At 75.7% G+C, this 14,536-nt stretch carries 11 protein-coding genes; 7 read left to right on the top strand and 4 right to left on the bottom strand.

The window, feature by feature from the left end:
- Positions 1-7: 7 nt before the first annotated feature.
- From meaB to ACI783_RS02365, 3 genes are all read left to right on the top strand, one after another.
- Positions 8-979: a methylmalonyl Co-A mutase-associated GTPase MeaB gene (gene meaB / locus ACI783_RS02375; protein WP_457138965.1), complete on the top strand. Its 972-nt coding sequence runs from the start codon at positions 8-10 to the stop codon at positions 977-979.
- A gap of 112 nt (positions 980-1,091) precedes the next feature.
- Positions 1,092-2,501 carry an NAD(P)H-quinone dehydrogenase gene (locus ACI783_RS02370; protein ID WP_457138964.1) on the top strand — a complete coding sequence of 470 codons (1,410 nt, stop codon included), beginning with the start codon at positions 1,092-1,094 and terminating at the stop codon, positions 2,499-2,501.
- Between the two features lie 141 nt (positions 2,502-2,642).
- On the top strand, positions 2,643-5,498 hold the full coding sequence (locus tag ACI783_RS02365) for a hypothetical protein (RefSeq protein ID WP_457138963.1): 2,856 nt from the start codon (positions 2,643-2,645) through the stop codon (positions 5,496-5,498).
- A 36-nt stretch (positions 5,499-5,534) separates the two neighbouring features.
- On the opposite strand, the gene ACI783_RS02360 is transcribed toward ACI783_RS02365, so the two are convergent.
- The 4 genes from ACI783_RS02360 to ACI783_RS02345 all read right to left on the bottom strand — a co-directional run bounded on the left by ACI783_RS02360 (position 5,535) and on the right by ACI783_RS02345 (position 9,894).
- Positions 5,535-7,298: an acetyl/propionyl/methylcrotonyl-CoA carboxylase subunit alpha gene (locus tag ACI783_RS02360; RefSeq protein ID WP_457138962.1), complete on the bottom strand. Its 1,764-nt coding sequence runs from the start codon at positions 7,296-7,298 to the stop codon at positions 5,535-5,537.
- 45 nt (positions 7,299-7,343) lie between these two features.
- Positions 7,344-7,946, bottom strand: a complete 603-nt coding sequence (locus ACI783_RS02355) for a Maf family protein (RefSeq protein ID WP_457138961.1) — start codon at positions 7,944-7,946, stop codon at positions 7,344-7,346.
- The gene (locus tag ACI783_RS02350; RefSeq protein WP_457138960.1) at positions 7,943-8,149 is read right to left on the bottom strand and encodes an acyl-CoA carboxylase subunit epsilon; all 207 of its coding nucleotides are present in this window, start codon (positions 8,147-8,149) and stop codon (positions 7,943-7,945) included. The genes ACI783_RS02355 and ACI783_RS02350 overlap by 4 nt, the downstream gene beginning before the upstream one ends.
- Positions 8,150-8,265: 116 nt before the next feature.
- On the bottom strand, positions 8,266-9,894 hold the full coding sequence (locus tag ACI783_RS02345; protein WP_457138959.1) for an acyl-CoA carboxylase subunit beta: 1,629 nt from the start codon (positions 9,892-9,894) through the stop codon (positions 8,266-8,268).
- A gap of 18 nt (positions 9,895-9,912) precedes the next feature.
- On the opposite strand from ACI783_RS02345, the gene ACI783_RS02340 reads away from it, so the two are divergent.
- From ACI783_RS02340 to ACI783_RS02325, 4 genes are all read left to right on the top strand, one after another.
- Positions 9,913-10,737, top strand: coding sequence for a biotin--[acetyl-CoA-carboxylase] ligase (locus ACI783_RS02340; RefSeq protein ID WP_457138958.1), 825 nt, complete (start codon positions 9,913-9,915; stop codon positions 10,735-10,737).
- A gap of 162 nt (positions 10,738-10,899) precedes the next feature.
- Positions 10,900-12,069 (top strand): acyltransferase family protein, encoded by a 1,170-nt coding sequence (locus ACI783_RS02335; protein ID WP_457138957.1) that lies wholly within the window; start codon positions 10,900-10,902, stop codon positions 12,067-12,069.
- A gap of 29 nt (positions 12,070-12,098) precedes the next feature.
- On the top strand, positions 12,099-12,641 hold the full coding sequence (locus ACI783_RS02330) for a PH domain-containing protein (RefSeq protein ID WP_457138956.1): 543 nt from the start codon (positions 12,099-12,101) through the stop codon (positions 12,639-12,641).
- Positions 12,642-12,904: 263 nt separating this feature from the next.
- The gene (locus tag ACI783_RS02325; RefSeq protein ID WP_457138955.1) at positions 12,905-14,533 is read left to right on the top strand and encodes an acyltransferase family protein; all 1,629 of its coding nucleotides are present in this window, start codon (positions 12,905-12,907) and stop codon (positions 14,531-14,533) included.
- Positions 14,534-14,536 lie beyond the last annotated feature (3 nt).

Here is a 14,536-nt window from a genome sequence, read left to right as displayed (position 1 = left end):
GACGGGCGTGAGCCGGGCGGTCGACGTCCCGGCGCTGGTCGAGGGGGTGCTCGCCGGCGACCGGCGCTCGGTGGCCCGGGCGATCACCCTGGTCGAGTCACGCCGGGCCGATCACCGGGACCGCGCCCAGGAGCTCCTGGTGCAGCTGCTGCCGCACGCCGGGGGAGCCCGCCGGGTCGGCATCAGCGGGGTGCCCGGAGTGGGCAAGTCGACGTTCATCGACGCCCTCGGCGTGCAGCTCACCGCTGCCGGGTCGCGGGTCGCGGTGCTCGCCGTCGACCCGTCGTCGGCGCGCTCGGGCGGGTCGGTGCTGGGGGACAAGACCCGGATGAGCCGGCTGGCCGTCGACCCGGCCGCGTTCATCCGGCCTGCCCCGACCGCCGGCACCCTCGGCGGGGTGGCGCAGGCGACCCGGGAGTCGATGGTCGTGGTCGAGGCGGCCGGGTACGACGTGGTCCTGGTCGAGACCGTCGGCGTAGGGCAGTCGGAGACCGCGGTCGCGGAGATGGTCGACTCGTTTCTCTTCCTCACCCTGGCCCGCACCGGCGACCAGTTGCAGGGGATCAAGCGCGGCATCCTGGAGATCGCCGACGTCGTCGCGGTGAACAAGGCCGACGGTCCCGGGGAGGCCGACGCCCGCCGGGCCGCCCGCGAGCTGGCCGGGGCGATGCGGATGCTGCGCGGCGAGGCGGTGCCCGTGCTGACCTGCGCCGGCCTGACCGGCGCCGGGCTGGCCGAGGTGTGGGCCGCGGTGACCGCGCACCAGGACCGGCGGCGGGCCTCCGGGGAGCTGGACCGGCGGCGGCGCGAGCAGCAGGTCCGTTGGGTCTGGCAGCTGGTGCGCGACGGCCTGGAGCACCGGCTGCGCGAGCACCCCGGCGTCCGGTCGCTCGCGCCGGAGCTGGAGCGCGAGGTGCTCTCCGGCGAGCTCACGCCCGCGCTGGCCGCCCGCCGGCTGCTGGGTTCCTTCCTCGGCTGATCGGCCGCGGGGCACCCGCCGGGGTGGCCGCCCCGCGTCGGTCAGCGACGCCGGGGCCCCCGACAGGGACAATGGGCCCGGCAGACGTCGGTCCACGCTTGGAGCAGCAACCATGACCCGCATCGTGATCATCGGCGGCGGCCCGGCCGGGTACGAGGCGGCCCTGGTCGCCGCCCAGCTCGGCGCCGACGTCACCGTCGTCGAGCGCGACGGCATCGGCGGGGCGAGCGTCCTGTCCGACTGCGTCCCGTCCAAGACGTTCATCGCCTCCGCCGGTGCGATGACCGCGGTCCGCGACTCCGCCACCCTCGGCGTCACCGGAACCGAGCTCGGCCGCGCCGCCATCGACCTCGCGGCGGTGAACACCCGGATCAAGGGGCTGGCGGTCGCCCAGTCCGCCGACATCCACCACCGCCTGGCCTCCGAGGGCGTGCGGATCATCGGCGCCGCCGCCCGGCTCGCCGACGAGGTCCGCGGGCTGACCGTGCACCGGGTCGAGGTGCTCGACGCCGACGGGGCAGTCACCGAGGTGCTCGAGGGCGACGTCGTGCTGATCGCCACCGGTGCCGACCCCCGGGTGCTGCCCGGCGCGGAGCCCGACGGCGAGCGGATCCTGTCCTGGCGCGACGTCTACGAGCTCACCGAGATGCCCGAGCACCTGGTCGTGGTCGGCTCCGGCGTCACCGGCGCGGAGTTCGCCTCCGGTTACCTGGAGGCAGGTGTCCCGGTCACCCTGGTCTCCTCCCGCGACCAGGTGCTGCCCGGCGAGGACGCCGACGCCGCCGCCGTGGTCGAGCGGGTCTTCCAGTCCCGCGGCGGGCGGATCGCCGAGCGTGGCCGGGCGCAGAGCGTGGTCCGCACCGAGAAGGGCGTGCGGGTCGAGCTCACCGACGGCCGCGTGGTCGAGGGCTCGCACGCGCTGATGACCGTGGGCACCGTGCCGAACACCAGCGGCCTGCAGCTGGAGCAGTGCGGTGTCGAGGTGACCGGGTCCGGGCACGTGGTCGTCGACCGTGTCTCGCGCACCACCGTCCCCGGCATCTACGCGGCCGGTGACGTGACCGGCGTCTTCCAGCTCGCCTCGGTCGCCGCCATGCAGGGCCGGATCGCCATGTGGCACGCGCTCGGGGAGGCGGTCGCGCCGATCCGGCTGAAGACGGTCTCGGCCAACGTGTTCACCCACCCGGAGATCGCCACCGTCGGCGTGCAGGAGAAGACGCTGACCGAGGACGCCGACGTCGAGGTCGTGCGGCTCCCGCTGGCGACCAACGCGCGGGCCAAGATGGGCGACCTGCACGACGGGTTCGTGAAGCTCTTCACCCGCCGCTCCACCGACGTCGTCGTCGGCGGTGTCGTGGTCGCCCCGGGGGCGTCGGAGCTGATCCTGCCGATCGCGCTCGCCGTCACCAAGGGCCTCACCGCCGCCGACCTGGCGCAGACCTTCGCGATCTACCCGTCGCTGTCCGGGTCGATCACCGAGGCCGGCCGCCGGCTGATGGGCATCGAGGACGAGCACAGCTGACCCCCGGGGGTGTGACGCACGGGGCGCCCGCGGCCAGCGGGGGCCCTGGCGCGGACACGCGCGGGGATGCGGGCGGCGGTGGGCCCGACGGCGGTCGGCGCTGCCGATGCTGAGGGTGGTCCCGTCTGCCCTGGAGTCCTCGTGCCCCTCGCCCTCCGCCAGGCATCCCGCCGCCTGGTCTTCTCCGCCGCGCTGAGCCTGGCGCTGCCCGCTGCGCTGCTGGGCGGCGCGACCGCCCGCGCGGAGTCGCCGCCCGCCGCCGTCGAGACCGTCGTCGGGGAGCTCGTCCAGGCCTACGTCGACCCGGGGCCGGGTGAGGCGGAGGAGCACGGGGCTCACGGGGACGGGGGCCACGAGGACGGGGAGGACACCCGGCTCAGCTGGGTCCGCGGCGACGACGGCGACACCGTCCGGGTGCCCACCGAGGCCGTCGACCACGTCGAGCTGGGCGCCACCGTGCAGGTGACCCTCGGTGACGAGGTGCGGGACGAGGCCGCCGCCGAGGGGCTGGAGCCGGCCCGCGAGGTGCTCACGGCCCAGGTCGTCGCCCCAGCCGAGGAGCCACCGACCGCGGCCGCGGTGGGCGCGGTCAACCACCCGGTCACGGTGGTGCTCCTGCAGCCCGGCCGCATCGCCAAGGACAGCCGGACCCTCGCGGAGGTGACGGCCGCGGTCGACGGCGGCGTCGCGGAGTTCTGGGACCGCGAGTCCGGCGGCGCCGTCCGGTTCGGGGTCGTCGCCGGGTTCGACTGGACGCCGGTGGACGCGACCTGCGCCGAGCCCTACGCGCTGTGGCAGGCCGCCGCGGACCGGGCGGGCTGGACCGCCGGCGCGGGCAAGCACCTGCTGGTCTACGTGCCGGCGAACGCACCGGGCTGCAGCTACGGGCTGGGCACCGTCGGCACGGGCCCCGGCAGCGGTGGGCTGTCCTACGTCCGGGCCACCGCCACCTCGTTGATCGCCCACGAGTTCGGGCACAACATCGGTCTGGGGCACGCCTCGGCCCGCCAGTGCGACGCCGTCATCGAGGGCTCGACCTGCCGGATGCTCGAGTACAGCGACTACTACGACGTCATGGGCGTCTCCTGGGAGCAGGTCGGCTCGCTGAACGCGCCGCACGCCGCGCTGCTCGGGGCGCTGCCGGCCGACCAGTGGGCGGGGTTGTCGGCGGCGGAGACCGGTGGCAGCTACACCCTGGCGCCCTACGGGGACCGCGCCGGCCTGCGGGCGCTGCGGCTCACCGGGCTGGACGGCAGCGTCTACTGGTTGGAGAACCGCACGGCGACCGGGGCCGACGCGTGGCTGACCACGTCGGCCAACTGGCCGGGGATGGAGCCGGGGCTGCTGCTGCGCCGGGCCGTCGCCGGGAGCGACACCTCGCTGCTCCTCGACGGCTCACCGTCGCCCGCCACCGGGTGGGGGGCGGACGCCGCCTTCCCGTTCGACCCGGCGCAGTCGGGTCCGCACCTGATCGCCGGCACCTTCTCGCTGACCGTCACCGGCTCCACCGCGGCAGGCGTCACCGTGCAGGTGAGCACCAGCTCGCCCATCACGCGGGCCCACGAGGCCAGCGGCGGGGACGCCGGCCCGCTGGGCCCGCCGGTCGAGGCGCAGGCCTGCGGCCTGCGGGACGGCGGCTGCGCACGGCAGTTCACCAACGGCTGGATCTACTGGACGGCGGCCACCGGCGCACGCCAGGTGACCGGGCCGGTCCTCACCCGGTGGACGGCGCTCGGCCGGGAGACGGGGACGCTGGGCTACCCGGCCACCGACCCCGCGTGCACCGCGGCCGGCTGCACCCAGGCCTTCCAGCGCGGTTCGCTGGCCGGGCCGGTGGGGGCGCAGGCCTGGGTGCTCAGCGGGGCGGTGCGCGACCGCTGGACCGGTTCGGCGCTGGCCGGCACCGTCGGCTTCCCCACCGGTGACACGTTCTGCGGCCTGCCCAGCGGCGGCTGTGCGCAGCACTTCCAGCGCGGCTCGGTCTACTGGCAGCCCTCGGTCGGCGCGTTCACCGTGACCGGTGCGGTCCGCGACGCGTGGGCCCGGACCGGCTGGGAGCGTGGCCCGCTGGGTTACCCGGTGCGGGACACCACGTGCGGGCTGGTCGACGGCGGCTGTTTCCAGCACTTCCAGGGCGGGTCGGTGTACAGCAGCGCGTCGACCCCGGCGGTGGTGCTGACCGGGGCGCTGCGCAGCGGGTGGGCGGCGCGGGGCTGGGAGCGGAGCGCGCTGGGGTACCCGGTGGCCGCCCAGGTGTGCGGGCTGCCCTCGGGTGGGTGTCTGCAGAGCTTCCGGAGCGGGTCGCTGTACTGGTCGTCGGCGACCGGGGTACGGGCGGTGCTGGCCGGCAAGGTGCGGGACGGGTGGGCCCGGACGGGGTGGGAGCGTGGTCCGCTGGGTTACCCGGTGGGGGACACCACCTGCGGGCTGGTCGGCGGCGGCTGTTTCCAGCACTTCCAGGGCGGGTCGGTGTACAGCAGCGCGTCGACCCCGGCGGTGGTGCTGACCGGGGCGCTGCGCAGCGGGTGGGCGGCGCGGGGCTGGGAGCGGAGCGCGCTGGGGTACCCGGTGGCCGCCCAGGTGTGCGGGCTGCCCTCGGGTGGGTGTCTGCAGAGCTTCCGGAGCGGGTCGCTGTACTGGTCGTCGGCGACCGGGGTACGGGCGGTGCTGGCCGGCAAGGTGCGGGACGGGTGGGCCCGGACGGGGTGGGAGCGTGGTCCGCTGGGTTACCCGGTGGGGGACACCACCTGCGGGCTGGTCGGCGGCGGCTGTTTCCAGCACTTCCAGGGCGGGTCGGTGTACAGCAGCGCGTCGACCCCGGCGGTCGGGGTGACCGGGGCGGTGCGGGATGCGTGGGCCGCGCGCGGCTGGGAGCGGAGCGCGCTGGGGTACCCGGTGGCCGCGCAGGCGTGCTCCTCGTCCGGGTGCACGCAGCGGTTCCAGCACGGCGCGATCACCGCGTCCGCCGCCGGCGCGGTCGTCGTGCGGACTGGCTGACCCGCCGCGCGCCGCCCCGGCCTGCGGGGCGGCGGGTCAGCCCTCCGTGCCGGAGGCGATGGTGCAGAGGACGGCGCCGCTGGTCACCGATGCGCCGACCTCGGCCGACAGGCCGGACACGGTGCCCGCCTTGTGCGCGGTGATCGGCTGCTCCATCTTCATCGCCTCGAGCACCACGATCAGGTCACCTGCGGCGACCGTCGCGCCGTCCGCCACCGCCACCTTCACGATCGTGCCCTGCATCGGTGCGGTGAGGGAGTCGCCGGAGGCCGCCTGCGCACCGTGACCGCCGCCGCGACGGCGGGGCTTGGCGCCGCCGGCCGCGGGTGCGCCGCCACCGGCAGCGAGCCCGGCCGGCAGGGACACCTCGAGGCGCCGTCCACCGACCTCCACGACGACGGTCTGCCGCGGCTCCTCCTCGGCGCCCTCGGCCGGCGCGGCGGAGTAGGGCGGCACCTGGTTGTCCCACCCGGTCTCGATCCAGCGGGTGTGCACGCGGAACGGTTCGCTGGTGAACGCCTCGTCCCGGACGACGGCGCGGTGGAACGGCAGCACGGTCGGCATCCCCTCGACGACCAGCTCGTCCAGCGCCCGGCGGGCCCGCTGGAGCGCCTCGGTGCGGGTGGCGCCGGTGACGATCAGCTTGGCCAGCATCGAGTCGAAGGCCCCGGCGACCTCGCCGCCGGCCTCGACCCCGGAGTCCCAGCGCACGCCCGGGCCCTGCGGCACCTGCAACCGGGTGACCGGGCCGGGGGCGGGCATGAAGTTCCGCCCGGCGTCCTCGGCGTTGATCCGGAACTCGATGCTGTGCCCGCGCGGGGCCGGGTCCTCGGTGATCTCCAGCGGCAGGCCCTCGGCGATCCGGAACTGCTGGCGCACCAGGTCGATGCCGGAGGTCTCCTCGGTGACCGGGTGCTCGACCTGCAGCCGGGTGTTCACCTCCAGGAAGGAGATGGAGCCGTCGGCGCCGACGAGGTACTCGACGGTGCCGGCCCCGGAGTAGCCCGCCTCGCGGCAGATCGCCTTGGCCGAGGAGTGGATGCGCTCGCGCTGCTCCTCGGTGAGGAACGGCGCGGGGGCCTCCTCCACCAGCTTCTGGTTGCGCCGCTGCAGCGAGCAGTCCCGGGTGCCCACGACGACGACGTTGCCGTGGGTGTCGGCCAGCACCTGCGCCTCGACGTGCCGGGGCTGGTCCAGGAACCGCTCGACGAAGCACTCCCCGCGGCCGAAGGCGGCGACGGCCTCCCGGACGGCGGAGTCCAGCAGCTCGGGGATCTCCTCGATCGTGCGGGCCACCTTCAGGCCGCGCCCGCCACCGCCGAAGGCGGCCTTGATCGCCACCGGCAGCCCGTGCTCGCGGGCGAAGGCGACCACCTCGTCGGCGTCCGCGACCGGGTCCTTGGTGCCGGGGACCAGGGGAGCCCCGGCGCGGGTGGCGATGTGCCGGGCGGCGACCTTGTCACCGAGGTCGACGATCGCCTGCGGGGAGGGGCCGATCCAGGTCAGACCGGCGTCGATGACCGCCTGCGCGAAGTCGGCGTTCTCGGAGAGGAAGCCGTAGCCGGGGTGGACGGCGTCGGCGCCGGACCGGCGGGCGGCGTCGAGGACCTTCTCGACCACCAGGTAGGAGTCGCCGGGTGTCGTCCCGCCCAGGGCGAACGCCTCGTCGGCGGCACGCACGTGCAGGGCGTCCCGATCGGGCTCGGCGTACACGGCCACGCTGGTGAGCCCGGCGTCCCGGCAGGCGCGCGCCACCCGCACCGCGATCTCGCCGCGGTTGGCGATCAGGACCTTCTGCACGTTCGTTCTCCCTCGAGAGGCGGGTGGCGGGGTGGAGCGGGTGGGTCAGCGCTGCCAGAGGGTGGTGATGGGCACCCCGAGCGTCGCCAGCTGCGTGCGCAGCAGCGGCAGCGACAGGCCGATCACCGCCGACGGGTCACCCTCGACGCGGCGCACGAACGCCGCGCCCAGCCCGTCCAGGGTGAAGGCGCCGGCGACGGCCAGCGGCTCGCCGGTGGCCAGGTAGGCGTCGACCTCGGCGTCGGTGGGCTCGGCGAAGTGGACGACGGTGGAGGAGACGCCGACGTCGCGCTGGGTCACCCGGCCCTCGCGGACGTCGAAGACCGCCTGGCCGGTGTGCAGCACGCCGCTGCGGCCGCTCATCCGCTGCCAGCGCAGCCGGGCGTCGGCGGCGTCCACCGGCTTGCCCAGCGGCTTGCCACGGAACTCCAGCAGCGAGTCGGCGGCGACGACGAGGGCGTCGGTCTCCTGCCGGGCCACCGCGGTGGCCTTCGCCGCGGCCAGCAGCGCGACCAGCTCGCCGACCCGGGGCGCGGTCACCGAGTCCTCGTCGAACCCGCTGACCACCACCTCCGGGTTCAGCCCGGCCTGCCGCATCAGCTGCAGCCGGGCGGGGGACTGGGAGGCCAGCACCAGGCGGCGGCTCATGCCGGCCGCCCCGCGGCGAGCCAGCCACCGGGCCCGGGCTGCAGTGGCCGGCGGTGCAGGGCCGCCGGTGCGCCCCAGGCGCCGACCGGGGTCGGCCGGCGGCGGGGACGGCGCGTGGACAGCGCGGCGAGCACGACGGTGAGTGCGGCGAGCTCCTCGGTGCTGGGCTCGCCGCGCACCACGCGCAGCATCGGGGTGGTCATCTCCGTGTCCTGTCGTGAGGAGTGGGGCCCGGAGGGTCCCGCGAGCGAGCGACCGAGCGGCTCAGGAGTGGCCGGGGACGGGGCCTGGTCGCGGTGCGGTCCGGAGGATCGCCGTGTCACAGCGGGATGTTCCCGTGCTTCTTCGGAGGGAGGGTCTGTCGCTTGTTGGCCAGCAGCCGCAGCGCCCGGACGACGTGGACGCGGGTGTGCGAGGGCGGGATGACCGCGTCGACGTACCCGCGGTCGGCGGCGGTGTAGGGGTTCAGCAGCGCGTCCTCGTACTCGGTGATCAGCTCCGCGCGGCGCGACTCCGGGTCCTCGGCGGCCGCGAGCTCCTTGCGGTAGAGAATCCCGACGGCGCCCTGGGCGCCCATCACCGCGATCTGGGCCGTGGGCCAGGCCAGGTTGACGTCGGCGCCGAGGTGCTTGGAGCTCATCACGTCGTAGGCGCCGCCGTAGGCCTTGCGGGTGATCACGGTGATCAGCGGCACCGTCGCCTCGGCGTAGGCGTACAGCAGCTTCGCGCCGCGGCGGATGATCCCGTTCCACTCCTGCGACGTCCCGGGCAGGAACCCGGGGACGTCGACGAAGGTGAGCACCGGGATGTTGAAGGCGTCGCAGGTGCGGACGAACCGCGCCGCCTTCTCGCTGGCGTCGATGTCCAGCGTGCCGGCGAGCTGGGTGGGCTGGTTGGCGACGACCCCCACCGGGCGGCCCTCGACCCGGCCGAAGCCGACCAGGATGTTCGGGGCGAACAGCGCCTGCACCTCGAGGAACTCCCCGTCGTCGAGCACGTGCTCGATCACGGTGTGCATGTCGTAGGGGGTGTTGGCCGAGTCCGGGATGAGCTCGTCGAGCTCCCGGTCGGCGTCGGTCAGCGCGCCGGGCAGGGCGACGTCGACCGGCGGCACCTCGACGGCGGGCAGCGGGTCGAGGTTGTTGCTGGGCAGGTAGGACAGCAGGGCCTTGACGTAGTCGATCGCGTCGGCGTCGTCCGCGGCCAGGTGGTGGGCCACGCCGGACCGGGTGTTGTGCGTGCGCGCCCCGCCCAGCTCCTCCAGCGTCACGTCCTCGCCGGTGACGGTCTTCACCACGTCGGGGCCGGTGATGAACATCTGGCTGGTCCCGTCGACCATCACGATGAAGTCGGTGAGCGCGGGGGAGTAGACGTGGCCGCCGGCCGCCGGGCCCATCACCAGCGAGATCTGCGGGACGACCCCGGAGGCGTGCACGTTGCGCCGGAAGATCTCCGCGTAGAGGCCGAGGGAGACCACGCCCTCCTGGATCCGCGCGCCGCCGCCCTCGTTGATCCCGATCACCGGGCAGCCGGTGCGCACCGCCAGGTCCAGCACCTTGGTGATCTTCTCGCCGTAGACCTCGCCGAGGCTGCCGCCGAAGACCGTGACGTCCTGGGAGAAGACGCAGACGGGGCGTCCGTCGACGGTGCCGTGGCCGGTGACCACGCCGTCGCCCATGGGACGGCGGGCATCGAGGCCGAAGTTGGTGGAGCGGTGCCGGGCGAACTCGTCGAGCTCGGTGAACGAGCCCGGGTCCAGCAGCGCGTCGATCCGCTCGCGGGCGGTCATCTTCCCGGCCTCGTGCTGCTTGGCCACCGCGCGCTCGGACCCGGCGTGCGTGGCCTCCTGCACCCGCCGCTCGAAGTCCGCGAGCTTGCCGGCGGTGGTGTGCAGGTCGACGTCGGCGGGGACGTGTTCCCCCGCGCTCCCGGGTTCGGCGGCACTCACGGGCCGTAGCGTAGTGACGTGACCGACGGCGAGCCTCCGGCAGCACCCTCACCCGACCGTCCCGCCCTCGACGCCGCGGCCCTGACCGCTGCCCTGGCCGGTGGGCTGTGGCGGGCGGTGGAGGTGGTCGAGGAGGTCGGCTCGACCAACGCCGACCTCGTCGCCCGGGCCGCGGACGACGAGCCCGAGGGGCTGGTGCTGGTGGCCGAGCACCAGGCGGCCGGACGCGGGCGGCTGGACCGCACCTGGACGTCGCCGCCGCGCGCCGGGCTCACCGTGTCGGTGCTGCTGCGCCCCGACGTGCCCGCCGCCCGTCGGGCCTGGCTGTCGCTGCTCACCGGGGTCGCGCTCGCCGAGGCGGTGGGCGAGGTGGCCGGCGTCCGGGCCTCGCTGAAGTGGCCCAACGACCTGCTCGCCCCCGGTGGGGCCAAGCTCGCGGGCATCCTCGCCGAGAGCGCGGGCAGCGCCGTCGTCGTGGGGGTCGGGCTCAACGTCTCGACCTCGGCCGGGGAACTGCCGGGCACCGGCACGTCGCTGGCGTTGGTCCGCGGGGCACCGGTGGACCGGTCCGCAGTCCTGCTCGGCTTCCTCCGGGCCCTCGAGCGGCGGTACCGCCGCTGGGTGGAGGTGCTCGGCGACCCGGTCTCCTCGGGGCTGGCCGCCGACTACCTGGCCTGGTGCAGCACCGTGGGCAGCGAGGTCACCGTGACCATGCCCGACGGCTCCGCGCTGGACGGCGTCGCCGAGGCCGTCGACTGGGACGGCCGGCTGGTCGTGCGCACCCCGGCCGGGGTGGTCGAGCTGGCCTCCGGCGACGTGCGGCACGTGCGCCCGCGCGGCTGAGCGGCCGGCCGGTGCGGCCGCCGGCACGCGCGGGGCCGGTGGGACGTGCGGGGCGGTGACCCGTGGGCGCCCCGGCGGTGCGCCCGGTTGCTCCGCGTGCAGCTGGTTAGCGTCCGATCGCTCCCCGGCACCGGGGGGTCGACCGGCCGCGAGGGGTGACAGGTGGCGGAGCCGCAGCGCGCACCGCGCGCGGAGATCCGCGCGCTCACCGGGCTGCGCCTGGTCGCCGCGCTGTGGGTCGTCGCGCACCACGTCTGGCTGTTCTCCCCGGATCCGTCCTGGCGGGCGCACCTCGCTCCGCTCGCCCCGGTGCTGGAGGCCGGCTGGCTGGGCGTCGACCTCTTCTTCGTGCTCAGCGGCTTCGTCCTGGCGCACACCTACGTCGCGGTCCTCGGCCGGCGGTCGGGGGTGCGGGCGGTCGCCGACTTCTACTGGGCCCGGCTGGCCCGCATCTGGCCCACCTGGCTGGTGGTGCTGGCCGCGGTCAGCGCCGGGCTGCTGGTCCAGCGGGCGCTGCTCGGGCCGGCGGCCACAGCCGGCGGGGCGTCCCTGGACGCGGCGACGATGCTGCGCCAGGTCCTGCTGGTCCAGGTCTGGGACCAGGCCGACCACGCCGCCACCGGCCCGGTCGGCCCCGGCTGGTCGTTGAGCGCGGAGTGGCTGGCCTACCTGGCGTTCCCGCTGCTGGCGCTCGTCCTGCACCGCCTGCGGCGCTGGCCGGCCGTGGTCCTGGGGGCGCTGGCCCTGGCGGCGGTCACCCCGTTCGCCGCCCGCTGCCTGGCCCTCGGCGCGCACGACTGGGCGTGGAGCTGGCTGGCGCGGCTGACCGGCTGCTTCCTGGCGGGGGCGCTCGTCGCCCTGTGCGTCGCCCGGATCCGGCGGACCGACGACGTGGCGCGCCGCGCCGGGTGGGTCGCCGCCGGGTCGCTCGCCGCCCTGGCGCCGGCCATCGCCGGGGGTGGAGCCGGCCGGGCGGGGATGGCGGTGCTCTGCTTCCCCGTCCTCGTGGGGGCACTCGCCCTCGCCGACGGCACGCTCGCCCGCCTGCTCGCGACCGGTCCGGTCGTCCTGGGCGGCCGCATCTCCTTCGCGCTGTACCTGGTGCACATGGCGGTGTTCGAGACCGCCTGGACCCTCGTGGGCCTGGCGCCGGTGCCCGGGCCGCTGCAGGCGCTGGTGCCGCTGCTCCCGCTGCCCGCGGCGTGGGTGCTCTGGCGTTTCGTCGAGGAGCCGGCCCGCCGCCGCATGCGCCGCCCCCGGGTCCGTCCCGTCCCCGCGGTGCCGGAGCCGGTCCGGGTCCGGGCGGACGCGCCGGTGGCCGTGACCGGCTGATCCCGCCGCGGGTCGGTCATCCTGTTCCGGTGGCGTACCCGCAGAAGGTGCTCGGCGAGGACGAGGAGGTCGTCGCCCACCTGCACCCGCACTGGCTGACCGTCCTCCGCCCGATCGTGCTCTTCCTGGTGCTGGTCGGCCTGGCCTCGTTCGGGGCGGCGCTCGTCCCGGCCGGCGACCAGCAGGCCCTCTGGCGGCTCGTGGTGGTCGGCGCGGCGGCCGCGCTGGCGCTGCCCCTGGTCGCCGTGCCGCTGTTGCGCTGGCGGACGACGCACTACGTGATCACCACCCGCCGGCTGCTGTACCGCACCGGGGTGCTCGCCCGGTCCGGCCGGGACATCGGCCTGTCCCGGATCACCGACGTGTCCTACCGGCAGAGCCTGTGGGACCGGATCGTCCGCTCGGGCACGATCTCGATCGAGACCGCGGGGGAGGGCGGCCCCACCGTGTTCTCCGCGATCCCCGACAGCGAGAACGTGCAGCAGCTGCTCAACCAGCTGGTCGAGGAGGACGCCGACCGGCGGGCCCGGGACGACGCCGGCTGGTACGTGGACCCGGCGCCGGGCACCTGAGCGCGGGCACCTGAGCGCGGGCACCTGAGCGCGGGCACCGAGCGGGGCACCCGAGCGCGGGGGCTCTGCGCGGGGCCTCGGCACGGGGCCGGAGGGGCTCCTGTGACGAACTGGCAGGTCCTGACGAGCAGGGCCGTCGATTCTGGAGCGCCATGACTCAAGGTGGCGCGCTCGTCGCAGTTAGTTTCCCTCTGGGGCCAGCGGACCGGTCCTTCACGGTGATCAGCTCGGAGGGGTGCGTGTCCACTGACGTTCGTGCAACGGTGAGCAGCGAGACCCCGTCCCCGCTGCGCGGGGAGATCCGGGCGCTGACCGGGCTGCGCGCGGTCGCCGCCGGCTGGGTGGTGCTCCTGCACTTCGACCGCTTCCTGCGGCCCTACCTCGAGCAGGTCCCGCTGCTGCCCTCCGTGGTGGCGGCCGGCTGGACCGGTGTCGAGCTGTTCTTCGTGCTCAGCGGCTTCGTGATCACCCTGCGCTACGTGGAGGCGATGGGCCGCCGGCTGGTGCTGCGCGACTCGTGGCGGTTCGTGGTCAACCGGGTCGCGCGGGTGTGGCCGGCCTGGGCGGCGGTCACGGTCGTGATGTTCGGCTGGCTGTGGGCCGTGCGCTCCGCCGGCTGGGACTCCGAGGTCATCGAGCCGCACCCGGCTGCGGACGCCCCCACCCTGCTGCGCCAGCTGAGCATGACGCAGATGTGGGGGGAGCAGGGCCACAGCGGCGTCAGCTACGTGCTCCCCGGCTGGTCCATCAGCGCCGAGTGGGCCGCCTACCTGGCGTTCCCGGTGCTGGTGCTGCTGCTCCACCGGCTGCGCCGGCTGCCCGCCTGGGTGCTGTTCGGGCTGGCCGTCCTGGCGATGGCCCCGCTGGCCTGGCAGGCCTACGCGACCGGGACCCCCGACTGGCAGATGTCCTGGTTCCCACGGCTCGCCTGGAGCTTCCTGTCCGGCGCGCTGTGCGCCCTCGCCGTCCGGAAGGTGCGCCCCGGCCGGCCGGCCGAGGTGGCCGCGCGGGGCGCGGTCCTGCTCTCGCTGCTGGCGATCGTGCTCGGGGCCATGTGGGCGGTCTGGCGGCGGGGCGACCAGGACGGTCGCGACTACGCGGGGATCGTGGTCATCTGGTTCCCGGTGCTGGTCGCCGCGCTGCCCTTCACCCGGCGGGGCGTCTCGCGCTGGCTGTCGACGGGCACCCTGGTCTACGCCGGCCGGGTGTCCTACTCGGTCTACCTGGTGCACTTCCTGGTCCTCGACATCGCCATGACCGCGGTCTGGCAGGACCCGGCCCGGCGCGACGCCGACACCCCCGGCGTGGCCCTGCTGGTACCGGCCCTCCTGGTCGCCTCCGCGCTGGCCGGAGCCGCCCTCCACCACCTGGTCGAGGAACCCTCCCGGCGCGGGATCGTGCACCTGCTGAACCGGAAGGCCCGGGCCGCGGAGCCGGCGCACGTGCCGGCGCACGTGCCGGAGCGGTCCCGGGTCACCGACTCGCTGGTGGCCGGCATCCCCGCCCCGGCCCCGGCCCCGATCCCGGCCCCGGCCGCGGCCCCGATCCCGATCCCCGCGCAGCCGCTCCCCGCGTGGCCGCTCGTCTCCGCCGAGTCGGACCCGGCGGACCTCCGGGTCGTCCAGCAGCCCGGACCGTTCGACCTCCCGCCGCAGGTCGTCCCCGCGGGCGTCGTGCAGGGGTCGGAGCCGGCCGCCGTCCCCGTGCCGGCCGCCCGCGGCCCGGTGACGACCCGGCTGGCCGCAGGTCCGCGGACCCCGGCGCCGGTCGCGCCCCGGCGCCCCGGCGAGCCGTCCCGCCACCCGCGCACGGACCCGCCGAACACCGTGGTCCCCCGACGGACGGCCCCCGCGGGACGGCACGCCCGCCGGACTGTCGGACCGGTCTCCTAGCCT

The sequence above is a fragment of the Modestobacter sp. SYSU DS0511 genome, from assembly GCF_054050755.1.
This window is presented reverse-complemented; position numbering and strand designations above follow the sequence as displayed.

What these genes read in the sequence shown, in the direction of transcription:
- ACI783_RS02370 (WP_457138964.1), top strand. Translation starts at nt 1,092, where the DNA reads ATGACCCGCATCGTGATCATCGGCGGCGGCCCGGCCGGGTACGAGGCG.
- ACI783_RS02355 (WP_457138961.1), bottom strand. Translation starts at nt 7,946, where the DNA reads ATGAGCCGCCGCCTGGTGCTGGCCTCCCAGTCCCCCGCCCGGCTGCAG.
- ACI783_RS02350 (WP_457138960.1), bottom strand. Translation starts at nt 8,149, where the DNA reads ATGACCACCCCGATGCTGCGCGTGGTGCGCGGCGAGCCCAGCACCGAG.